Here is a 22,724-nt window from a genome sequence, read left to right on the forward strand (position 1 = left end):
AGCTTCGGTGAAAGCATGGGGCTTATAGACAAGATTCTCGGTAAGTCTGAAAAGATCAACATTGAGGAGTATGAGGAGCTTGACCTCAGCGAGTATGAGGCTGAGATCAGCAGCGAAGCTGCGGCATACATTAAGGTTGCAGAAGTTACTGGATTGAACGAAATTCCCGAGATAAAAAGAGAAATATACGACGGAAATATTGTGATTGCCGATATAGCCTTCATAAAACATGACAAGCTCACACTCGATAGGGTACTTAAAGACCTGAGACAGCTCGCCGAGGACGTGAAGGGAGATATAGTTGGCCTTGGCGAGGACTATGTGATCATAACCCCTACAGGAATGAAAATTGACAGAAACAAAATCAGAAGTACGGCAAGATGATACCCTGCCCGAACTGCGGTGAAGAGCTCAAGACTGTGGTGTCAACGTACGAAGTTCCATTTTTTGGAAAGGTACTGCTGACCTCAATTAGCTGTAAGTGCGGGTTTAAACATGCTGATTCGATTGTTGTGGAAACAAGAGAACCTGTGAGATACACCATCAAGATCAACAGAAATAACCTCTTTACAAAGGTGATACGGTCAACCTCCGGTACAATAAGGATACCTGAAATAGGTGTCAGCGTTGAACCTGGACCGGCCAGTCAGGCGTTCATCACGAATCTGGAGGGGGTGCTTGACAGGATTGAGGGAATAGTAAGAACAGCGATGCGCTGGAATGCTGAAGATGAGGAGAAGGTCGGGAGGTGCAGGTGGATTCTTGAAAGAATACAAAACACGCTCCATGGGGAGGAGGAGCTAACCCTCATCCTAGAGGATCCGCTCGGAAACAGCCTTATAATCTCTGATGAGGCTTTTAGGGAGATAATGAGTAAAGAAGAGGCCGAGAGGTTGAAAAAGGGTCTGACCGTGATCGATATCACCGGTCTGAACGAGGAGGAGCTTCTTGAAAGGAGTCAGTGAGTTCCTCAACAATTTTTTCCAGGTTCTCTTTTGATTTTTTCTCGAGTTCTTCATCCGAAATCGGCTCTATTCCGTAAATTACTTCCAGCTCTATCATTCTCTTGGCCTTTTTGTACTCGGCGTAAAGCTTTCCAAGCTCCCTGGCAAAATCAGTCAACTTTTCCGGACCCATAAAAAGTACGGCAATTACAAGGACAAGCATCACCTCTCCCCAGCCGAGCATCAATTGATGTTGACCCTCTGTTTATATCAACTTTCTGGCACATTAATGCACATTTATTTGCATAAATTTTTTAATTAATTAATTCTTAAAAAATGTATGCTTGAGCCCGATTCTAAAACCGAGTTCAGGTTTAGCAGAACGGAAAAGCTTGTCGTTCTCGTCGCAGCAGCCATAGGATGGTCCCACGATGCCGTTGGTCTGACCCTCCTCAACTTCCTTGCAGAACCGATAATGAAGGAGTTCAATGTTGGAACGCTTGAAGTGGGATTCATCTTCTCAGCACAGTACATTTTCTGCATCTTCGGTGCAATGCTTTTTGGTGAACTTGGTGACAGGTTTGGCAGGAAAAATGCACTCATTCTCTCGATACTCTGGGTAGTGATTTTCAGTGTCCTCTCTGCATTCGCTCCAAACTTCTGGACACTGGCTGTGCTCAGAATTATTTCTGGAATGGGGGTTACATGGGGATTGGCATTCACCTACATGAGCGAATTCTACTCCCCTAAGAGGCGGGGGCTCTTTGGTGGTCTGATCCACGCTACATTCATTTTCGGATTCATACTCTCCGCCCTTTCAGTATCACTCATCTATCCGGTCTACGGATGGAGAGCATGCTTTTTCGTAACCCTCTACCCGATTCCGTTTCTGGTTTTATTCGCCAAGTATCTCCCAGAATCCAGAATATGGGAGAAACACAGCTCAGAGGCGGAAAAATCGCTGAAGCTTAAAGAAATCATCAGCAACAAAACATACCTGAAGATGCTGATTTTAGCAACCATTCTCTTCTGGCTTGCAGAGTTTGCCTATCACGCAATAGTGGACTGGTCACCGACCTTCATAATCAGACAGTTTGGTTACGCTCCAGAAGAGGCGAGTGCGATAGTCCTGAGAATCTCGCTTGTTGCCCTGATAGTTTTGCCCTTCGTTGGGTTCATCAGCGACTACGTTGGCAGAAGGTCCAGCTTTGCTGCTTCCGCACTCATAGGCCTAATCGGGTGTGCAATGCTCGCCTATTTTACCCTCATAAACTACAATCCACAGCTTGCCCTGCTTTCACTCTTCGTGATTCCCATAGGCTTTGGCTCTCACGCACTCTTTGGAGTATGGAGCAGTGAGATGTTCCCCACCAGAATGAGGGCGACCGCCACTTCCGTGATTTTCAGTATTGCAAGGGGCCTGTCAGTTGGCGGTCTGGTGGTTGGATACGTTGCAACCTTTTCAAGTCTTCTGTACGGGATGCTTTTGGGCAGTATTGCCTTCTTTTTCATGATCTTTCTTCCCTGGCTATTGCCAGAGACCAAAGGAAAAGAACTGGAGGAGTTTTGAGGTGATAGAATGGATGGAGCTGAAGCTGTTGCTAAGGCGGTTATTAAGGAGGGAATTCGATGCGCCTTTGCCTTACCCAGCGGTGAAATTCTGCCGGTGTGTGAATACCTGAGCGAAGAAGGGGTTGATGTGATATTCACAAGACATGAACAGGCTGCTGGAAATGCCGCAGATGGATACGCCCGCGTTACAAGAGGCCCGGGATTTTGCATAGTTCCCACAGGACCAGGGCTTGCAAACCTTTTACCTGCGATTGCGCAGGCATATTACGCTTCAAGTCCTGTTCTTGCCATTGCCGGACACAGCAGGTATTCAAACCTTGACATGAACGCTTTTGAGGAAATTGACGGGCATCTCTGGGTTAAGGAATACACAAAGTGGTCAAGACTCGTGCCATTCACCAACAGAATTCACGAATACGTACAGGAGGGTTTCAGGAGATCGCTGTCAGGCAGATACGGACCTGTACTGATCGAAATCCCGAAAGATGTGCTCAACGGCAGTATCGAAGGAGAGATTGAGCTGAAAGAACCTCAGCACTATCGGTTTACCGGTAGGGTTGGGTGCGAGGATTCATTTATTTCAAGGGCAGCCGAAATTCTCAGAGAATCGGAAAAACCGGTGATAATCGCAGGTTCTGGGGTTTACTGGAGTAGGGCCGAGAATCTGCTGTTAAATTTTGCCGAAAAACACTCGATCCCCGTATGTGTCAGCGGCCTTGGATTCGGATGCATTCCATCTGATCATAGACTCTACGCAGGTCAGGCCTCTGCATCTCCCGTACTGAATGAGAGTGACTGCATTCTTGCTCTCGGAACCAGGTTTGACGAATTTTTGGGCTTTGGGAAAAGATTTCCGGAGAGTGCAAGGATCATTCAGGTTGATATCGACCCTTCAGAGTTGGGCAAGAACAGGTACGTGGATGTTGCGGTGAGCTGCGATGTCGGATTCTTTCTCTCCAGACTTGAACTCGACAAAAAATTCGACGAATGGGGCCAATCTGCTCATGTTTCGACGAATAGCATTGCGAGCATGTTCAGGGAGGCAGCAAAAGAAAATACCCGGCCGATAAAGCCACAGAGACTTATGGCGGAAATATCAGAAATAGTCAGAAGGGAAGATACGGTAATTCTTGATGGCGGTGAGACAACAGCGTGGGGATTCCTCTACCTCAGGGCAAGAAGGGCTGGAAATGTTATAGGCTCTCAGGGGCCCTTTGGCCATCTGGGTGCGGGAATTCCCATGGGGATAGCTGCCAAAGCGGCGAACCCCGAGAGCAGGGTATTCGTAATTACAGGCGATGGCAGCTTTCTTTTTAACGGGGCCGAAATCGATACCGCCGTGAGGCACAATCTTCAGATCATAGTCATAGTTGTAAATGACTCTGCATGGGGACTGGTAAATCACACAAGGCTTCTATCAACGAGAGATACTGAGAGAGCGAAATACGGAGCGATACTGAATGAGAATGCCAGATACGACAAGTTTGCAGAGAGTCTTGGGGCTTATGGAGAGCTGGTGACAGAAATAGATGAATTTAGATGTGCTGTGAAAAGGGCACTGGACTCAGGATTGCCAGCAGTTCTCGACGTTAGAGTTAAGCTTGATGAGATTTCTCCTCTCGCCTACATCCTGGCAGGCTCCGAGGGGTGATGAAATGGCAGTACTTATAACTGGCGGTTCCGGATTTCTCGGCAGGTTCATAGCCGAAAGATTTAGAGAGGTGGTCATACTCGACCTGAAGAGGCCGAAAAAGGGCGTATTCGAGTTCGGAAGTGTGACTTCGTGGCCCGATATTGTCCGGGTTTTTAAAAACCACGACATTGAAGGAGTGGTTCATGCCGCTGCGGAACTTTCAGTGAAGGCTGAAAAAAGCCATGCTGACACCTTTAGGACAAATGTAGAGGGGACACTTAACGTTTTAGAAGCGTGTAGACTGTTTGACGTCGAAAAAATTGTATTCACAAGCAGTCATTCGGTTTACGGACCGAAAAGTCAGCAACCCCTGAATGAATACTCATTTCGGGATCCCACAACATTCTACGGTGCTACCAAAGCATGTTCGGAGATTGTAGGTTGCTACTACAATTATACGTACGGCCTCGACTTCAGAGCGGTAAGGTTCCCGATCCTCATTGGCCCGTTCAGAGGTGGAATGGGAGCGAGTGTTACATTCTCTTCCTTCATTGACGACGTCTTTTTTGGAAGAAGTCCCGTAATAAGACTCCCGCCTGAAACCAGACTACCAGTCCTGTACGTCAGGGATGCTGCAGATTTTATTGTAAAATTTTACGAGAAAAACATCGTCTCGAGCCCGTTATTCAATGCTGGAGGTATCGCTCTGTCAATCGAGCAGATGGTCAGGGCGGTAAAGAATTTTTACCCTGAATTTGAGCCTGTTTACGATTACGGCGAGGAGGAGAAGAGAATTGCAGAAACCTGGACATTCATGACTCTTATGGCAGAAAAATCCGGAATACTTGACAGATACAGAAAAAACGAGGAGCTTGGATGGGAGATCAGATGGGATAGTCCGGAAAAGATCGTAAGGGATCACTTAAAGACTCTGGAGGTGGGAGTTTGAGGGCGTTTGTTGCCGGAGCAGGATTGATGGGGCAGGGAATTGCAGTAGATCTTGCCAGAAGGTACGATGTTCTTGTCTATGACATCAGCGAGCAGGCACTGGAAAATGCCCGTAAGATCATAACGGGAATTGCCGAAAAGGCAGAGGTGAAGGGGAAAATCGAATTCACAACCAGTCTGGAGGACGTTAAAGGGTGCGATGTTGTTGTGGAGTCCGTTTTTGAGAATCTGGAGGTTAAGGTCGAGCTTCTGCGAAAGATAGAGAAGCTCACAGAATCACCGATCTGCTCCAACACTTCGGTGATAGTAATTGACGATATTGCTGAAAGGCTGGAAAGCAAAGAGAGGTTTCTTGGCGTACACTGGATGAATCCACCCCACATTATGCCACTGGTGGAGATCATTCTTTCCAGCTACACTGATAATGAAACCGTCAGATTCGTAGATGGCATGCTGCGAAATATGGGAAAAAAAGTCGTCTACTGCAGAAACCGATCTCTTGTCAACAGATTTAACGCTGCTGTACTCAGCGAGTCTAGCAGGATGATCGAAGAGGGTGTGAGCTTTGAAGACATTGACAGTGTCTGGAAGTATCATCTTGGCATCCTGTATACACTTTTTGGCCCTCTAGGAAACCTGGATCACATAGGCCTTGATGTTGTGCACTTTGCCTCCCAGTACTTATACGAAAGATACGGGGATGAAAAGTACAGACCCTCAAACTGGCTTCTGGAGAAGGTACAGAAAGGAGAACTTGGAGTGAAAACAGGCAGAGGGATTTACCAATACCGGGACTTTGAATCGGCATATGAAGAAAGGATAAAAAGGATACTGGCGCTGATGGGGTGTCTCGATCTGAAATGATGGCAATCATGGCAGTTCTTACATTCGCCGCCTTCACGGTGAGAGTTGTCACCGGATTCGGCAGCGCCATTCTTCTCTCACCAATTTTCTCGAATATCGTACCTCCAAAAGAGGCCGTGGTTCTTATCATCCTGCTTGAATCTTTCGTAAACCTGATTTTTGTGTTTAATGAAAAGTTGAATTTCAAGCTTAAAGAGGTGTATCTGGGTGGTCTTTCCGGAATCGGCGCTGGAATATTCTTCTTCGGAATCGCATCTCAGGAATTAATCGGTCTGACGATAGGAGCGGGGATGGCGGTGCTTGCAGTTCTAATGCTTTCAGGATTTACCTTCAGGGTAAGGAACAGCAAAAATCTATTCCTTGGACTCGGTTTTGTTAGTGGGATTATGGGTGTGCTTACTGGGGTAAACGGACCGCAAATTGTGCTTGCACTCACAAGTCAGGGATACAGAGCAGAATTTATAAGGAGTTTCATGATAACGTATCTTCTCGTAATCGATACCGTTACGCTCCTTGCCTACCTGTTTTCAGGATATCTGACTGCAAAAACGCTGGTAAAGTTCGCCATACTCGCACCTTTTGTATGTGCCTCGTACTTGGTTGGTAAACAGATTCTCGGAAAGCTTGACGGAGAAAATTTAAGGAAGATTATGCTTCTGGCAGTTATGCTCTCCTCCATCATTCTGATAGCAAGATACGGAGGTGGTTTGATTGGATAGCTTCTCATTTGAATGTGTGAGGATTGTTTTTGGGTGCGGATCTCTCGAAAGGCTGTCCGATGAGGTAAAGATGTTAAAAGGAAGAAGGGTCGCCGTTGTTACCGACAGGGCGTTGAGGGAAACGGGAGAAAAAGTGTGTGAGATTCTGAACAGATCGGGTCTGAATTGCGAACTGTGGAGTGGTGTAACTGCTGAGCCGGAAATTGATGTGGTAAAGGAGTTTGTCAGCCAGTTCGATTTCGATACAGTGGTGGGAGTTGGTGGTGGAAGCACCCTCGATGTTGCTAAGTTGGCTGCGGTGACTGGAAAAGACGGAGATCCGGAGAGACTTGTTGGGAGAGACGTATCCGGCAGAAAGGCAAAACTCATTCTTGTTCCAACAACAGCCGGAACAGGTTCAGAGGTGACCAAGCTCGCAGTTTTCAAAATTCCGGGCAGAGAGGTAAAATACGTGTTTGACAGCCCCTCACTCTACGCAGATGTTGCCATCGTTGATCCAGTTTTGACGGTGTCTGCTCCACCAGAAGTCACAGCGAGTTCCGGAATCGATGCTATCTGCCATGCAATCGAGGCGTACACCTCCAGATACGCAAGTCCGATTTCAGACGTTCTGGCAGAGAAGGCGATAAAAACAGGTTCAAATGCGCTCAGAGAGGCTTTTGCAAATGGTGATAATCTAAAAGCACGGACTGGGATGTCGTATGCGGCACTTCTTGCAGGAATAGCCTTTAACAACGCTGGAACCGGTCTTGGACACGCTCTGGGTTATGCGCACAGCCACATCCACAATCTTCCCCACGGCGCCAGTGTGGGGGTCACAATGCCATACGTGCTGCAGTACAATGCGATAAGTGATCTCAAAAAACACGCCAGAATCGCCCGGCTTTTGGGCTCGAACGTCAGGCATACAAGAGACGCAGCATTTCAGGCGGGATTGGAGTTCGCAAATCTTCTCAGAGATCTTAACATGCCATTGAAACTGTCAGATCTGGGTGCTGGAGAAGAGGACGTTTCAGACATCGTGGAGAGGATATTTCTCAGCGAAAAGCATGTTTCAAGGAATCCAAGAACTGTGAGAAAAGAGGATATGTTTGAACTTGTCAGAAAGGCAGTTTACGGTCTACTTTCGGCTGAAAACAACTGAAAAGCCGTTAACGGTAACAGTCTCAACATCCATATCATATTTATCGCTGTAGTATTTCTCGAACAGGAGCTTCAGCAGATTGAGGTGTATTTCCGATACCCTGATACTCCTCATATCGTGGTAGAAGACGAAGTTAATCCTTCCACCCAGCCTCTCAACTTCAACATGTTCTGCCCTGTTCAGAAGCTTCCAGAGTTTGCAGACGTTATCAAGAAGTTCTTCGAAACTCAGGTCGCTTATCGGTTTTTTCGAAATGTATTTTACAGCCATCTCTATCATACTCTCCTTAACTGCTCTCTCTGTGTCCCCCTCTGCGAGGGCTGTATAGTGGTCCTTGGCACAGAGGGTGAAATTCAGGTCTCTGACGAAATTCAGCAGGAGAATGTCTTCCTCTCCAACACTGGCGGTGTATGCTGAGTTGTAAAGGATATCAACTGCTCTTTCTATGATGTTGCTTAGGGTCTTGTATTCTTTTTTCAGTTCCTCGATCTTTCTGAATGTTTCTTGAGAAATAGTTGTGTGTATTCTCGTTTTAACCATATAATTTCTTCTGGCCAAATTTTAAAAATGTAACTCCAATAAATGTTTTATATATCACCACCGGACTTATCTCATGCATCCGATTGGCGTTGATATTGGGACGAATTACACAAAAATAACCGCAGATGGAAGAAACGTGCTTGTTTATCCTTCAATTGTTGCTTACGGTGAAGAGAAAGACTGGAGCCTGAAGGGGGAGACCAAAAGTGTTTACGTTGGTGACGAGGCGCTTTCAATCGTCCAGTCTATGGAGAACGTTGAGGTTCTGAGACCCCTCTATGAGGGCAGGGTTCTTCATGAATCCTACCTTGAGCTTGCCAGATACGGGTTGAAAAAGATCGGGAGTAAGGAAGGTGCCATAATAGCAACGGGTTTGCCTGTAAAATCGTCGCGAAAGGAGAGAGAAGAGTTGAAAAAAGAGATGGAGACGGAACTGAAGGCGCAGGTGCTGATTTTCCCCGAACCGGTTGGTACGATGGCATACATGGGCATTGAAACGGGAGTGTGTGTGGACATAGGGTTCGGAACGACCGATGTGCTCGTCATAGCAGACATGGAGTTTCTTAAGGGCGATACGATGCTCATGGGGGTCGACAAGCTGTACGAGAATCTCGAGGTCGCCGTTAGAAACAGAGTTGGAATCAGCATCACTCCCGAGGAAATGACAAAGCTTCTCACGACGGAAGGTTTCGAAATAGGAAGGATCAGAGGTGGCAAAAAGGTCAGTGTAAGCAGAGATGAAATTATGCCTGAATATGAGAAGCTTCTCAGCTCATGGGTCGAGAGAATTGCGAACAGGGTAAAGCTCGTGCTGGAGGGACTGTCAACCATGCTGATAGAGAACTTCACGATCACAGGCGGTGGAAGTCTCCTTCCCGGTGTTTACGAGATGTTTCAGGACAGTTTTGCGGACATCGGTGAGATAAAGAGGCCTGACGACCCGCTGAGGGCAAACTCCGTTGGATACTACCTGCTTGCGAAAGCGATGGCTGGTGAGAATGCCGAACGAAAGGAAGAGAGTGACGTGGAAATACTGGATGCGGGTGATAAAGAAGTTAAAAAAGGGAGGAAAAGTAAAAAATGAAGATTACGGTCGATATTCCACCAGATATGGAGAAAATACTTCTGAAAAAATGTGAGGAGGCCAAAGTGTCTCCATCAGAATTTGTTTACCTCCTTCTTGAATGGTATTTCTACAGGAAACAGAAGAAGACTGAGACCACAGGAGAGTTAGGTGAGTTGCTCAGAGTGGCCAAAGAGGTTGCCGAAGAACGGGTGAGATTCTGCAAGTTCAGCGATGGAGCTTACTGCGCAATCGAAACCTTTGAGGACGTTTTTTCTGATAAGGAACCAGTCCCGATATCCCCATACAGGTGCATATTTTGCCTGTATTATGTGGACAAAAGGAAAGACAGAAGAAGGACGGAATTCAGAGAGCTCACTGAGGCGAAGATGTATGATCTTGCCAAAATTGCAGCAAAGTTCGTGGTCGAGCTTTACGGTGATAGACTGGGGTACAGGCCGAAAACGACCACCGATAAGGTTGTTGAAGACCAAGTGGTGAGAGATGAGGAAAAACTGCCAAAAAAGGCAGGGGTTAAAAAACTTCTTGACTGGTAGGGTTGGGCTCAATATCAACGGTGATTTAAGCAGAAGTGAGATTGCAGCGAGAGCCAGGATCGCAGAGAGTTCCGGAGTAAAAATAATCTGGATCGGAGAGTTTGAAGGTTTCGATGACCCTTTTGAGGTCGCTGAAATAATAAGCAAAGAAGTGCGGATAAATATCGGGTTTGGGGTTATTTCGGCCCAGAGGAGATGTGATGAAATTGTAGAGAGACTGAAAGATCTGTGCGCTAAATACGGAGAGAGATACGTTCTCGGTCTGGGAGCGGGTAGGGCTGACAAACCTCAGACCGCTTTTAAAAGACTCAAAAGGTGCATTGAAGAGCTGAGAAGCAGTGTGCCGTATCTTGTAGTAGGTGCTGGATCCCCCGGAACCGTCAGACTTTCATCATCTACAGACGGTGTTCTTTTCAATTCGGTCAATCCCGAATTCGTTAACTGGCTTAGACGGTATCTCGTAAAAGATGTGTTCAAAGCTTCGTACGGTCCGGCTCTGATAACACCGAGTGAGAACGAGGAGGACCTCCTTATAGCTGCATCCATAGTTTTTCTGGGTAGTAAAAGGCTTATATCGGAGTTTGGATTTGAGAATCTGGAACAGGAGATTTCAAAGGCGAATCTGACAGAGCTCATAAGCCTAAGAGAGGCAGGTAGAAGTATCAGAGATTGCGAGACTTCGGACGCTCTTTTCAAGCACAGGGATTTTCTGCTCAACAACTTTACAATCTGCGGGGATCTTGAATCATTCATCTTAAGGCTGAAAGAGCTACTTAAAGTAACGGACCATGTGGTACTCTCAGATCCCTTTTTCAGAGACCTAAATGCAATGAGGCTGCTCGGAGATATATGCAGGGTGGTGGGTTGAGGGAGGTTGTGAGGTTCATAAACAAATACGATCCGGGAAAATTTCCCGAGGACTTCTCTTACCCCGACGTTATACAGATGGGTTCAAACGAGAATCCGTACGGTCCCAGCGAGGCTGTGAGAAAGGCTTACATGGAATCTCTTGACATGATAGCCCGCTATCCAAAGGCAGACTACCACGAACTGAAGGAAGCCATCTCATCATACATAAAATTCCCGGTCGAGTGCATCGCTGTTGGTTGCGGGGCATCTGAGCTCATTCAGGCAGTTTGCAACATCATCATTGAGGAGCTGGACAGGGTCGTGATTCCAATGCCCTCTTACACCCTTTACGCAATTTACGCCATGCTGAGGAGCGCATCCATAAGTTTTCCGGTTTTTGAACGCTACGATATTGATGCTGACAGAATTGCAGAGGAAAATCCAAAACTCGTCTTTCTCTGCTCTCCAAACAATCCCACGGGGAACTGTATAAATGAAAAGGTAATCAGGGGTGTGATCGAAAGCTCAGAATACGTTGTCCTTGATGAGGCCTACACTGAATTTTCAGGGGAAAGTCATGTTGAACTGGTGAAAGATTACGAGAATCTGATAGTTCTGAGAAGCTTTTCCAAGTACTTTGGACTCGCAGGAATGCGAATTGGTTATGCTGTCTGCAGTACCGATCTCGCAGATGCCATTGAAAAGGTCAGACTTCCCTTCGCAATCAGTTATCCGGCAGCGAAAACTGCAATTGCAGCTATAAACTCCAGAGATTACTACGAGACTGTGAGGATGAAAATCGTTTCAGAAAGAGACAGACTTTACCATGAACTTAAAAAAATCGAATGGTTAAAGCCCTACCCATCTGAGGCAAATTTTATTCTGGTGAAGGTTGAGGGTGAGAAGGATATAGTCGAAAGACTGGGTGAGAAGGGGATAATCGTCAGGGATGCGGGCATTATGGGTCTCGATGGTACACATATTCGAATAACGGTGGGCAGAAAAGAAGAAAACAACAGGTTGCTGAAGGTGCTCAGAGAGTTAGAATAAATCCTCGGCTCTCACAACTTCCACACCGTCAATCTTCCCCTTCCTGTCGCTCACCACCTTTGCCCTGAGAATCTTTGCTGCTGCAATACTCTCGGCCATCTCAATACCATGGTCAAGATACTTTTCCACCTCCTTGGAAGGAACATCCACTATCTCAAGATTCATCATGGCCCCGGCTTTAGGGGGCAGCTTTCTGTAGTTCTGTCTCGTAACATACACCTTTCCACCATAATTTTTTTTCATGAGTTCTACTGCACCTTTCGAGTCCGCAACTATCCTCAAAGGCATCTCTGGTAGCGGCATGGAGAGCAGAATGTAAACCCCTGCGGCCATCATGGCCCATGTTGCTATGAGCGTAACAATCGCAACAACGCCTTTCACGAATTCAGTGAGCCTTATCACGTCGAGGAGAATCAGAGCAAGAAATCCAAACAGAACGAATGCTGTCGAGATGAGAATCGCAGCTATGGTATCTCTTCTTCTTACCTCCCTAACCAGTTCTTCAAGGGCTATTTCAAACTCGTCCATTTTCTCACATCCTTCCACCAACAAACAGGATTATACAACCGTTGTTGGCTGCAATCTCAGCGACCTCTCTGTTTGAAGTTACCAGAGGTTTTTTAAGTTTGATAGCCGCTGCTATGCATTCCGCATCTTTTCTGCTGATACCGAGATTCATAAATCTTTCAACAAGCTTTTCATCCGGAGTTATGATTATACCACCCGGAAATGCGTTTGAGGGTGTGGAGTAGAGCCTTCTTCCGTATGCCCTTAGCAAGGCATATCTGTGGGGTGTGATCATGTCGTTACCAACAACAACACCCCTTCTTGTCATAAGCGGGAACAGGACCATGGCGAAGAACAGGCCGTAAGATGCCGGAAGCATCGTCGCAACGTATCCTCTTGCCTCCTCCAGCGTTATTTCAGGTATGGCTGGAGATGGCAGGTTTATGGAAACGGGAAGGGGTTGTAATGAGGGAACCCGAGGAGATGTCCCGGTCTCACCTCCACCGGCCCTGCCCTTACCTTCTGCGTTAGCACCAGCAACCGCTCCTGCACCGACTGAACTGGCAGCACCACCTCCACCGCCAACTCTACCCGAATTTGTAAAACCTTTCAAAACTGCGTAACCAACAATGTAGTCGTTTCCCACACCTGTCACAGGCTTAATGTACACCTTACATGTTCCGGAAAGCCTGGCCCTCGCCCTCATATAAAATACGGGTATTTTGTCAGTCACTACTGAGGATGAAAAAGACTTCATTTCTCCCGATTTCAAAAATACGGTTTCATTAAATAGCTCGGTTTTGTTGGAGTAGGTATGATCGTCAATCCTGAGAACATACCATGCCTCGAAGCTCACATTAACATCTCTGCTCAGATTGTTTTTCAACTTAAAGTCAGCATACCATTCGCCACCTCTCTTCTCCTTTTCCACGGATATCTGCACATCAACCCCGTACCTGACCGGAATGACATCCTCAATCTGGAAGTGGATCTTGCCATCAGGTATCCTGAAGCTGCTGGTGTTGATAAAGATAGTGAATTTCGATTTGCCGTGAGGAGGTATGGTTTTGTTGAAAAATATCGATTCGGTCACTCTGCAATCGTCACATCCTTCAAAACCGGTGAAGGTCGGAATTGTGATATTCACATCAACTGAACGGGAATAATCGTTGAAAACTGTGTACGTAATGTTGTGTCCCACTACATCGGCATCAATTCTCAACGGGAAAGGAGATGGAGATAAGGTTTTGTACGGATCTATTTTTAGATTCTCTCCTGGTCTGACGCTTGGTATGTAAACAGTCTCTCCCCTGTAGCTCAGTTCGATATCATAAAGTGGAAAAGGATTGCTGTTGGTGAAATTAACCACAATCCAGTCCTTGCCAACCTCCTGAGTCTGATTTGGATAGAACAGAACATCCCTGTATTCGTAAATACAGGAAGAGACCTCCGTAATGGAGAGAATTAAGATCATCAAAGCGAGGTAAACAGCCCTCATTTTCGTTTCAGCCCTGCAATTGCAGAGATGGCAAACAAAAACAGCAGAGTTCCCCAGAACGCTATGTATCCCCTGACAGGAAGCATTGGAAGTGGCAGTATGGAGAATTCAGCAGTGTAAAAGGCTATTCCACCCGCTGGAATGCTGCCAGTCCAGAGGGGATTGCTGCCCGAAGATTTTGGTTCCGTATAGCAAAGTTTCCAGCTCGAGTCCACGTTTATCTCCAGTTTTCTGATGTTCGTATCAGCACCGACGGGTATCGTTACACTCTTGAAGAGAATTCCGGAGTCCACAATGTCAGCATCGTACTCGACAGTGAAGTTCAGGCTTTTATGGGGTTCAATCGGATACCAGATTTCATAAACTATGGTGGTGTAGTCTCCCCTATCCTCCACACTGGACTTGAATTCCTTACCTTCCGAGTACACTTTGAGATTTCTGACCTTTACCGGAACTCTCTCTTCAGTAAATGGTAATGAAAGAAAACCTATCTTTAGTGGTTGAACTTTTTGCAACCTTATCTCTCCAATTCCGGGAACAACCGGTTTGTCTATTAGGTTCTTTATCGTGATATCATATCTGACATGGGCTGTCCCGTCGATCTTTACCGTGATTTTAAAATTCGAGATTTCCTCCACGCTGCTAGCCTGAACAGCAGGTATTGCGATAAGCACTAGGAGCAGCACTGCCAGTTTCCGCATCATGTTAAAAAGAGGGTGAAATTTTAAAAAATTAACTTCTTTTTCTGTAACTCACCAGTGCCAGAAGTCCTGTTATCGCTGTGCCGATAGCCATGACTGACTCGTAGCTTGATGAGGCTGAACCGCTGACAACGGTTATTTTCGGTGATGTCTGCTCATTCACCGACAGCATTGGGTCAATACCCACAATGAAGGCATCCAGAACCTTGAAATCTCCGCTGCCCTGTATCTGATAGAACACAACCACCGCTTTGTGGCTGCTCAGCTCATCACTGCTTGCCACCCCATCGCCATTGGCACCCGGCTCCAGAGGGTTAAGTCTCCATACGTAACCCTCATCGTACCCGCTCATCGGACTTGTTATAACGGTTGGAGCACCGGCCAGCATGGCTGGATCATTGACCCACTCTGAATCCCCGAGTGTTGTCCAGTCGTTATCTCCAACCAACCTCTGGAAGTTTGCGGGTATCATGTCATACACATACACGAAAGGCGATTTCTCTCCACCCAGATTCTCAACGACGAGTTTCACATCAAACACGTTATTACCGGCGGTGCTGTTTTCCCTGACATACTTTGTGACCTTAACCAGATAACTTCCTATAACATATATCTTTTCTATAACGATGAAATTTGAGCCATACGTGGTATTTATGCTGTGGTTTGTGCTGCTAACTGTATCCCAGCCATTGGTTCCCCTGACTAGCTTGAAGGTGGCATTTGCCCAGACTACAGGAACCTGGTTATACGTGAAGACCATGTCACCGGTCTTGTAGGATGGGTTTGATGCATCCAGTTGCTGATTCGGCTCATAACCACAGATTACATTCGATCCGTCGAGAGCCGTGCCACCGCTGCAGTTCGTGTCTGCGAAGTTGCTATTCTGCACATAGCTGGAGAAGCTTCCCTGCTGAGTTGCCCAGACGGTGACGTTGGTCAGAACATACACGAGATTGCCTGTCGTCTTGCTGGTCACCGTCACGTTCGCTTTCCAGATGTTCCCGCTGAAGGGGCCACTCTTGTTCACCGCAACACTTGCATTACCGAAAGCAAAGACGTCAACGACCTTTGTGCCGCTAACACTACCGTCAAATCCGAATTTCAGAACTGCAAAGCCAAAGGGTGCAAGGCGGTACTGGAATGCGGTGGCCGATGAATAGTTACCGCTAACCTGGAACGTTGTATTCAGGTATGCTGACGAAGAAGTTAGGGTCACATCTCCCGTATAGAACGCATCATTCTGAGTACTGGCCACAAAATCGCCATCGAAAAGATTGCAGACGCTCTGCCCGGTGAGGATCTGACAGCTTGTTATTGGACCGAGCGACTTCCAGTTATCATCTCCGAAGTTCGTACTTTCGTTGCTCAGGTATTTTGTCACATTTACCGTAACGCTTGGGCTGGATACGCCGATCAGGTTAAACCAGCTCTGGTTTATCGACACGTTGAAGTAAACAGTCCACGTGTATTCTCCTCTTGATGGTATTTTTGCCGGATCGAATTTTTCTGAAAAGTTGAACGGTGAACCTTTATCTATGCCCATTCCCTGATCATCAACGTCATATTTCAACTCAACACTCTCCCCATTTTTAAGAACAGGGATGTGAACGAAACAGTTCGCATTTGCGGTATTCAAAACCTTTCTGACCTTGGACGGAATATCGCCCACGTTTCCTGTAAGGTATACTCCTGCAGGCGGGTTTATCTCCGTGCACTTGGTGATATTGTTCTGGAGGTCAAGCGATACCCACACGTCGTAAATGCTCTCTCCCGCACTGTTGGTTATGTTAACAACGCCAGTGGTGTTGGTGCTGTACGTGAAGGTTGCCTCACCATTAACTATGGAACTGACATCAACCGTACTGTTGATCACCTCATCCACGCTGACCTCAAGCGGTGCGGCTGAAGTGTTAATGATAGTAATTATAAGCACTATAATCACAGCTCCTGTCCCCATTTCTGCGAATCTCCAACCAAACATGCTCGTAATGGTAATAACCATATATAAAAATTTTTCGAACTCTTGAATACTTACAACATAAAGTATATAATCCAGCACCAGAAACGTTTAATACTACGTTTCTATTGTGATTCTGAAATGGCCGAAAATGGTAAGTACGAATATATAATAATCGGATGCGAGGCAGCAGGGGTGGGGCTTGTAAGAGAACTCACCGCTGCAGGAAAAAGCGTGCTCGCAGTCGACACGTCCAAGGAGAAGATCGAATTGCTGGAGGATGAGGGATTTGATGCAATTATAGCCGATCCAGTAGATGTTTCGCTCTACAAATCGCTTGACTTCGAAAAACTATCCGCAATTCTTATCACGGGGAGTGACGACAGTAGAAATCTTGAGATCGTGAGAGCAATAAGAAAGATTTCAAAAGAAGCTTACATCATTGTTCGCGCCGGATCACAAAAGCTCAAAGACGAATTTGAGGATGCCGGAGCAAATCTGATAATTCTCGTTTCTGACGCAATAAAGCTGACGTTCCTTGAAAAGATCAAGAAAATGGAAACTTACAAGAGGCTGGAAAAACTCAAGAGAATTCTGGAATCGCTGAAGGGTAAAAAGCTGGGCATATTCACTCACGATAACCCCGACCCTGACTCCATGTCTTCCGCTTACGCTCTGCGGGAGATTGCAAAGCATTTCGAAGTTAATGCAGACATCCTTTATTACGGTGAAATACTCCATCAGAAAAACAGGGCCATGGTAAACATACTGGAGATCCCGATGACCAGAGCGGATGAAATTGATCTGAACGAATATGATGCCTTTGCAATCGTTGACAGCTCAGGACCGGGAGTGAACAACTCGATACCGCCACATCTTGACATTGCAATTGTTATAGATCACCATCCGGCAGAGAAGGTGGTTGCCGAGTTCATAGACCTCAGGGACGATGTGGGATCAACCGCTACGATTATGACTGAGTACATTAAAGAGCTTAAAATCGTTCCAAGCAAAATCCTTGCAACAGCTCTGTTTTTTGGAATAAAAAGTGAAACCGACGAGTTCAAGAGGAACACCAGAACTGCTGATTTTCTCGCATCTGCCTTTCTGTATCCCTTTGTTGATCACGAACTGATCGAAAAGATCGAAGGACCCGCAATATCAACCGAAACCCTGGACATTCTGGGTACTGCGATCAAAAACCGGCAGGTTTACTCCAGCTTCCTGTTGAGTTTTGCCGGATTCATAAACGACAGGGATGCGCTCCCTCAGGCTGCAGACTTTTTGCTGAGGCTTGAAGGGATCTCGACAGTGGTTGTATTCGGTGTTGTGAAAGATACAGTGTACATCTCTGCCAGAAATAAGGATGTGAGGCTCCATATGGGTGAGGTGCTCAGAAGGGCGTTTGGAGATGTCGGCAGCGCTGGAGGTCATGCACATGCAGCAGGAGCACAGATACCACTCGGCATTTTTGGAGAAACAAGCGAGAAGGAGTTGCTTGCAAAACTCATTACCGGGGCAATAAAGAAGAGGTTGCTTGGTGCCATCGGCATCGAGGTTCAGAGCTAAATTTTTAAATGCAATGCTCCAGACTGCGAGCAATGAAGCTGAACATAGTCATAGTTGGTGTTGGAGGGCAGGGTGCTCTGACCACTTCTGGAATTATCGCCAGAGCTGCTGCAAGAGCGGGGTTAAACGTTGTCACTGCCGAAACTCACGGAATGGCCCAGAGAGGAGGGAGTGTAGAGGTCCATGTAAGAATTGGTGATGTGATGGCCCCCCTCATCCCGGATGGCGGGGCGGATGTTTTGATAGCCCTCGAACCGTCAGAAGCTCTGCGCTATTCCAGATTTTTGAACAGCAAAACACTCGTTATCCTCAACACAAGGAAAATAATTCCTCCCTCTGTAACCTCTGGGACTGGCAGTTATCCAGAACTCGATGAAATCATAGGGGAGCTGAGAAAGATAACACCAAGAGTGATAGCCGTGGACGCATCCGAAATTGCGGAGAAGGCCGGGAACGTTCTGGCAACAAATGTGGTTGTTGTGGGAATGCTGCTTGGACTGTTCAACATGCCATTTGAATTGGAACATGTTGAGGAGGTTATAAAAGAGGTTATGAGCGACAGGATCGTGGATCTGAACCTGAATGCATTAAAAATGGGATATGAATCGGCTAAATCAATCCGGCCCTCTGCAGTATAAGTAAATCCTCTGTCTCTATTTTCTCTCCCCTCTTGAACATTTCGTAAATCTGCTTTGCCTTCCTTATAAGCTCCTCTTTCTCTCTCTGTTCCTTACTCTTAAACTGCTTTGACTTCAGAGCTTTGATAACCTTTTCAAGGTCCTTGATGTCCTTCCTCAATTTTATGGTCTCGTTGTGGCATCTGTCAGCCTCCTTCTTGCTTTCAACGAACTTTTCGTGCATTTCGTCTGCAAGCTTCCTTTTCTCATCGATTTCACTGAACATCTGGGAGAGCTGTTCATGGTACTTGTCCGCCTCTTCCGCATACGCCTTCAGCTCGTTAAGAAGCTCTTTTGCCTGGTCCTTCAGCTCCCTGATTCTAGATATGAGCTTCTTAAACTCCTCATGCTTCTCAAGCTGGTTTTTACGCTCTTCAAGCTCCTTTCTAAGCTTTGATATCCTCTCAACCAGAGCCCTTTCCTTTTCGATCGTGAGAACTGCGGTCTGCTGCTTGAATTCGAGCCTTCTTATTTCCTTCTCAATCTCTCCCAGAGGTCTCCCGCCCTTGTCTATGCTCTTTCGCAGCTTGTCAACTTCTTTATAGAGCTTGTCGATTTCCTTGAAAATTTCGTTTCTCTTGACTCTTATTTCCTTCACCTTCCTGTTGTACTCATCTCTTTTGGCCTTTACCGATTTGGTGGCCTCAAGCATTTCTCTGACGGTTTTGTTAAGCTCGTCCCTTTTCTTCGCATACTCTCTGGCCGCTGCATTAAGCTCGTCCCTCTTCCTTATGTACTCCTGAAGCTCTTTTTCAAGCTGTTCCTTCCGTTCTTCCAACTTTTCCAACATCATGCTCCCACAACAGCGTTCTTTTTGAAAAACTCTGAGGTCACTTATTGGGGATGTTAAAGACTGGATTTAAATTTTTCTCTTGTACATTGCGAAACTCAGGGGACTTATGACAGAATCTGACAAACTTTAAAAAACTTTTGGGTACAAGGACGGGTTTTGCAAACTGCTGAACAATGTGATCAAGGGGAAATCACAAATAGAATGGGAGAAGTATCATTGTAGAAGATAAGGTGAGGAGATATCAGGTGTCAGATACGGAGTGGTACGCACAACCGGTAGAACGGGTTTTTGAAACTCTGAAATCGAGTGGTGACGGTCTTACCACCAGAGAGGCAGAGGTGAGGATAAAAAAGTACGGATACAACGAGCTGAAGTTCAAGAAGACCGGAGTTATCACCAGACTGCTTCTACAGTTTCATAACCCCCTGATATACGTTCTGCTTGTTGCCGCTTTTGTTACTGCTTACTTCCAAGAATATACGGATACAGCAGTCATTGTGGGTGTGGTTATCGCAAATACGATTATAGGGTTTATCCTTGAGGGAAAGGCCCAGTCATCCATAGAATCTCTGGGGATGATGATGCCTCACTACTGTACTGTGCTGAGGGATGGTAAAAAGATGTCGATACTGGCCAAAGAACTTGTTCCGGGCGACATCGTCCTGCTCAAGAGTGGCGATAAAGTTCCAGCGGATTTACGCTTGTTTTACGCAAAAAATCTGTTCATCGATGAGTCGGCACTTACGGGAGAGTCCATACCTGTGGAGAAAAGTACTGAACCCATTCAAAAGCCGGATTTGCCCCCTGCAGATCAGCACTGCATGGCATTCAGCGGAACTTTCGTCACTCAGGGCTCCGGGAAGGGAATTGTGGTGGCAACCGGGGAGCAGACAGAACTGGGTAAAATTGCTAAAATTGTTATGGAAACAAGGGAAATAAGCACACCACTGATGAGGGAGATGGCGGAATTCACGAAGATTATAGTTATAACCACACTTGCAGTAGCTGCCCTCAACTTCGTGCTGGGTATCGCGTTCGGATATGACTTCTTCTATTCCCTAATGGCTTCCGTAGCTTTGGCTGTAGCAGCCATACCCGAGGGATTGCCGGCTGTTTTAACCATAACCTTGGCCCTGGGCGTGACTGCTTTGGCACACAAAAATGCGCTCATAAAGAAGCTGCCCTCAGTGGAAACGTTGGGCTGTACCACGGTTATATGCACAGACAAGACCGGCACCCTTACAAAAAACCAGATGACAGTTGTGAAGATATACAGCGGTGGGAAGTACTACAGTGTAACCGGAGTTGGGTACGAGCCCGAGGGAGAGTTTATCCTGGACAATACCAAAATTGATCCCTCGCAGGATGGGGATCTGATCGAAATACTGAGAGCGGGTATTCTGTGCAACGATGCGGGTCTGACTGTGGATGACGGAGAATACAGGATCACAGGTGACCCGACAGAGGTGGCTTTGGTTGTCTCAGCAATGAAAGCTGGAATTGACAGGAATTATCCGAGAATTGACGAGATACCCTTTGACTCGGAAAGACAGTACATGGCCACCCTGCACAAAGGCGATGGCAGGAATATCCTATATGTGAAGGGTACACCGGAGAGGATTCTTGAGATGTGCAAACACCAGTTGATAAACGGTCGGGTTAAACCGGTAATGTATGAGGAGATGCTGAAGGTTGCACATGAGATGGCAAAGGATGCTCTCAGGGTGCTGGGTTTCGCATATAAAATCGTTCCTGAGGAAAAGGGCAGACTTACCGTGGAAGATCTGGAAGATCTGACCTTTCTTGGATTTCAGGGAATGATAGACCCGCCGAGAGAGGAGGCAAGGGAGGCGGTTGAAAAGTGCAGGAGGGCCGGCATCAGGGTGGTGATGGTAACCGGCGACCACGCCCAAACAGCCAGAGCAATTGCAAAACATTTGGGAATTTGCGGTGAGGAAGATAGAGTTGTAACGGGTGAGGAGCTATCGAGAATGGACGATGAAGAATTGCAAGAGATCGTGGATGACGTACGTGTATATGCAAGGGTCTCTCCGGAGCACAAGTTTCGCATAGTAAGACAGCTGCAGAAAAAGGGACATGTCGTTGCGGTAACAGGGGATGGCGTAAACGACGCACCAGCTTTAAAGGTGGCAGACATAGGGATAGCCATGGGTATAATGGGGACAGATGTGAGCAAGGATGCATCGGACATGATTCTGGCTGACGATAACTTTGCCAGCATAGTTGATGCTGTGGAGGAGGGCAGGCACATCTTTGAGAATATCCGCAAAATAATTCTTTACACCATCCCCACCAATGGTGGACAAGCGTTGATGATGCTGCTGGCGGTAATACTGGCACCGTTCATACCCCTGTTCACATTGCGCCTTCCTTTAGAACCAATACAGATTCTCTGGATAAATCTGGCCGATGCTGTATTCCTCGCCCTGCCTCTTGCTATGGAACCCAGGGAAAAGGGACTGCTTGAAAAAGCCCCACGTGATCCCGGAGAACAGATAATAAACCGTCTATTTTTCAGAAAAGTCGGACTCGTTGCTGTGGTGATGGCAATCGCAGGATTTACCGTGTATTACTATTTCGGGGCAAAGGCCCTTTCGAATCCGGGTGATGAACTGCTGCTAACTCAGGCACAAACCGCAGCGTTTGCTGCCGTGATAGCCGTACACATCTTCTACCTCTTCACTGCTAGATCAATAACGGAGTCCGCTCTGACATTCAGTCCGTTCTCCAATAAATGGATACTGGCAGGTGTCGCAATAAGTGCAGCAACACTGCTCATGATAGTCTATGTTCCTTCACTGCAGATTCCCTTCAGAACAACTGCTATACCACCGGAATGGTGGATACCTATAATCCTGCTTGCATCCTCCGGATTTATCGTAATTGAAGTGGAGAAATTCCTGATAAAGAGACTCGGAAAATCGTAATCGATTAACAATGCAAGGCCCAGGACTCTGGTTAGAGAAAGATAAATAAAAAATTAATTGGTGTACATCTGCCTCAGCACTTTCTTATCTATCTTTCCAACACTGGTTTTGGGTATCTCGTCAACGATCTCAAATCTGTCTGGCACCGCCCATTTGGTTATCTTCCCCTCATCCACGAACTTCATCAAATG

Annotated in this window: 22 protein-coding genes; 15 read left to right on the forward strand and 7 right to left on the reverse strand. The window is 46.6% G+C overall.

Going from position 1 to position 22,724, the window contains the following annotated elements:
* Window positions 1-15: 15 nt before the first annotated feature.
* Together JFQ59_RS01070 and JFQ59_RS01075 are read left to right on the forward strand one after the other, a co-directional pair.
* Entirely contained in the window at window positions 16-384 is a 369-nt protein-coding gene (locus JFQ59_RS01070) for a cell division protein SepF (protein ID WP_202318539.1), read from the forward strand.
* Window positions 381-965, forward strand: a complete 585-nt coding sequence (locus JFQ59_RS01075; RefSeq protein ID WP_202318541.1) for a ZPR1 zinc finger domain-containing protein — start codon at window positions 381-383, stop codon at window positions 963-965. The genes JFQ59_RS01070 and JFQ59_RS01075 overlap by 4 nt, the downstream gene beginning before the upstream one ends.
* On the opposite strand, the gene JFQ59_RS01080 is transcribed toward JFQ59_RS01075, so the two are convergent.
* On the reverse strand, window positions 922-1,188 hold the full coding sequence (locus JFQ59_RS01080) for a Sec-independent protein translocase subunit TatA/TatB (RefSeq protein ID WP_202318542.1): 267 nt from the start codon (window positions 1,186-1,188) through the stop codon (window positions 922-924). The genes JFQ59_RS01075 and JFQ59_RS01080 overlap by 44 nt on opposite strands.
* Before the next feature lie 96 nt (window positions 1,189-1,284).
* Here JFQ59_RS01080 and JFQ59_RS01085 point away from each other — a divergent pair, with 96 nt between their 5' ends.
* Genes JFQ59_RS01085 through JFQ59_RS01110 form a run of 6 tightly spaced genes read left to right on the forward strand, consistent with a single transcriptional unit; the run spans window position 1,285 to window position 7,824 of the window.
* Window positions 1,285-2,514, forward strand: coding sequence for an MFS transporter (locus JFQ59_RS01085; RefSeq protein WP_202318543.1), 1,230 nt, complete (start codon window positions 1,285-1,287; stop codon window positions 2,512-2,514).
* Window positions 2,515-2,523: 9 nt separating this feature from the next.
* Window positions 2,524-4,167: a thiamine pyrophosphate-binding protein gene (locus JFQ59_RS01090; protein ID WP_202318544.1), complete on the forward strand. Its 1,644-nt coding sequence runs from the start codon at window positions 2,524-2,526 to the stop codon at window positions 4,165-4,167.
* A gap of 4 nt (window positions 4,168-4,171) precedes the next feature.
* Window positions 4,172-5,098: an NAD-dependent epimerase/dehydratase family protein gene (locus tag JFQ59_RS01095; RefSeq protein WP_202318545.1), complete on the forward strand. Its 927-nt coding sequence runs from the start codon at window positions 4,172-4,174 to the stop codon at window positions 5,096-5,098.
* Window positions 5,095-5,961 (forward strand): 3-hydroxyacyl-CoA dehydrogenase family protein, encoded by an 867-nt coding sequence (locus JFQ59_RS01100; protein WP_202318546.1) that lies wholly within the window; start codon window positions 5,095-5,097, stop codon window positions 5,959-5,961. The genes JFQ59_RS01095 and JFQ59_RS01100 overlap by 4 nt, the downstream gene beginning before the upstream one ends.
* Entirely contained in the window at window positions 5,958-6,680 is a 723-nt protein-coding gene (locus JFQ59_RS01105) for a sulfite exporter TauE/SafE family protein (RefSeq protein ID WP_202318547.1), read from the forward strand. The genes JFQ59_RS01100 and JFQ59_RS01105 overlap by 4 nt, the downstream gene beginning before the upstream one ends.
* Window positions 6,673-7,824 (forward strand): iron-containing alcohol dehydrogenase, encoded by a 1,152-nt coding sequence (locus JFQ59_RS01110; RefSeq protein WP_202318548.1) that lies wholly within the window; start codon window positions 6,673-6,675, stop codon window positions 7,822-7,824. Before JFQ59_RS01105 ends, JFQ59_RS01110 begins: the two co-directional genes overlap by 8 nt.
* Here the strand turns inward: JFQ59_RS01110 and JFQ59_RS01115 are convergent.
* Window positions 7,801-8,364 (reverse strand): hypothetical protein, encoded by a 564-nt coding sequence (locus JFQ59_RS01115; protein ID WP_202318549.1) that lies wholly within the window; start codon window positions 8,362-8,364, stop codon window positions 7,801-7,803. The genes JFQ59_RS01110 and JFQ59_RS01115 overlap by 24 nt on opposite strands.
* 73 nt (window positions 8,365-8,437) lie before the next feature.
* Here JFQ59_RS01115 and JFQ59_RS01120 point away from each other — a divergent pair, with 73 nt between their 5' ends.
* Genes JFQ59_RS01120 through hisC form a run of 4 tightly spaced genes read left to right on the forward strand, consistent with a single transcriptional unit; the run spans window position 8,438 to window position 11,883 of the window.
* Window positions 8,438-9,448: a rod shape-determining protein gene (locus JFQ59_RS01120; protein WP_202318550.1), complete on the forward strand. Its 1,011-nt coding sequence runs from the start codon at window positions 8,438-8,440 to the stop codon at window positions 9,446-9,448.
* Window positions 9,445-9,984: a hypothetical protein gene (locus JFQ59_RS01125; RefSeq protein ID WP_202318551.1), complete on the forward strand. Its 540-nt coding sequence runs from the start codon at window positions 9,445-9,447 to the stop codon at window positions 9,982-9,984. Before JFQ59_RS01120 ends, JFQ59_RS01125 begins: the two co-directional genes overlap by 4 nt.
* Complete coding sequence (locus tag JFQ59_RS01130) at window positions 9,974-10,852, forward strand: hypothetical protein (protein WP_202318552.1); 879 nt, start codon at window positions 9,974-9,976, stop codon at window positions 10,850-10,852. Before JFQ59_RS01125 ends, JFQ59_RS01130 begins: the two co-directional genes overlap by 11 nt.
* Window positions 10,849-11,883 carry a histidinol-phosphate transaminase gene (gene hisC / locus JFQ59_RS01135; protein WP_202318553.1) on the forward strand — a complete coding sequence of 345 codons (1,035 nt, stop codon included), beginning with the start codon at window positions 10,849-10,851 and terminating at the stop codon, window positions 11,881-11,883. The genes JFQ59_RS01130 and hisC overlap by 4 nt, the downstream gene beginning before the upstream one ends.
* On the opposite strand, the gene JFQ59_RS01140 is transcribed toward hisC, so the two are convergent.
* Genes JFQ59_RS01140 through JFQ59_RS01155 form a run of 4 tightly spaced genes read right to left on the reverse strand, consistent with a single transcriptional unit; the run spans window position 11,875 to window position 16,570 of the window.
* Window positions 11,875-12,411 carry an amastin family protein gene (locus JFQ59_RS01140; protein WP_202318554.1) on the reverse strand — a complete coding sequence of 179 codons (537 nt, stop codon included), beginning with the start codon at window positions 12,409-12,411 and terminating at the stop codon, window positions 11,875-11,877. The two genes, hisC and JFQ59_RS01140, sit on opposite strands and share 9 nt — an antisense overlap.
* Window positions 12,412-12,415: 4 nt before the next feature.
* Complete coding sequence (locus JFQ59_RS01145; protein ID WP_202318555.1) at window positions 12,416-13,888, reverse strand: hypothetical protein; 1,473 nt, start codon at window positions 13,886-13,888, stop codon at window positions 12,416-12,418.
* On the reverse strand, window positions 13,885-14,592 hold the full coding sequence (locus JFQ59_RS01150) for a hypothetical protein (RefSeq protein WP_202318556.1): 708 nt from the start codon (window positions 14,590-14,592) through the stop codon (window positions 13,885-13,887). Before JFQ59_RS01150 ends, JFQ59_RS01145 begins: the two co-directional genes overlap by 4 nt.
* A 28-nt stretch (window positions 14,593-14,620) precedes the next feature.
* Window positions 14,621-16,570: a hypothetical protein gene (locus JFQ59_RS01155; RefSeq protein WP_202318557.1), complete on the reverse strand. Its 1,950-nt coding sequence runs from the start codon at window positions 16,568-16,570 to the stop codon at window positions 14,621-14,623.
* Window positions 16,571-16,687: 117 nt separating this feature from the next.
* On the opposite strand from JFQ59_RS01155, the gene JFQ59_RS01160 reads away from it, so the two are divergent.
* Both JFQ59_RS01160 and iorB read left to right on the forward strand, forming a co-directional pair.
* Window positions 16,688-18,115 (forward strand): DHH family phosphoesterase, encoded by a 1,428-nt coding sequence (locus JFQ59_RS01160; RefSeq protein ID WP_202318558.1) that lies wholly within the window; start codon window positions 16,688-16,690, stop codon window positions 18,113-18,115.
* Window positions 18,116-18,147: 32 nt separating this feature from the next.
* Window positions 18,148-18,753, forward strand: a complete 606-nt coding sequence (gene iorB, locus JFQ59_RS01165; RefSeq protein WP_202318559.1) for an indolepyruvate ferredoxin oxidoreductase subunit beta — start codon at window positions 18,148-18,150, stop codon at window positions 18,751-18,753.
* On the opposite strand, the gene JFQ59_RS01170 is transcribed toward iorB, so the two are convergent.
* Window positions 18,725-19,585, reverse strand: a complete 861-nt coding sequence (locus JFQ59_RS01170; protein WP_202318560.1) for a coiled-coil protein — start codon at window positions 19,583-19,585, stop codon at window positions 18,725-18,727. The two genes, iorB and JFQ59_RS01170, sit on opposite strands and share 29 nt — an antisense overlap.
* A gap of 245 nt (window positions 19,586-19,830) precedes the next feature.
* Here JFQ59_RS01170 and JFQ59_RS01175 point away from each other — a divergent pair, with 245 nt between their 5' ends.
* A complete protein-coding gene (locus JFQ59_RS01175; RefSeq protein ID WP_202318561.1) occupies window positions 19,831-22,533 on the forward strand; it encodes a cation-translocating P-type ATPase in 2,703 nt (900 codons plus the stop codon).
* Window positions 22,534-22,724: the final 191 nt, after the last annotated feature.

It is taken from the genome of Archaeoglobus neptunius (genome assembly GCF_016757965.1).
Lineage (GTDB): Archaea > Halobacteriota > Archaeoglobi > Archaeoglobales > Archaeoglobaceae > Archaeoglobus > Archaeoglobus neptunius.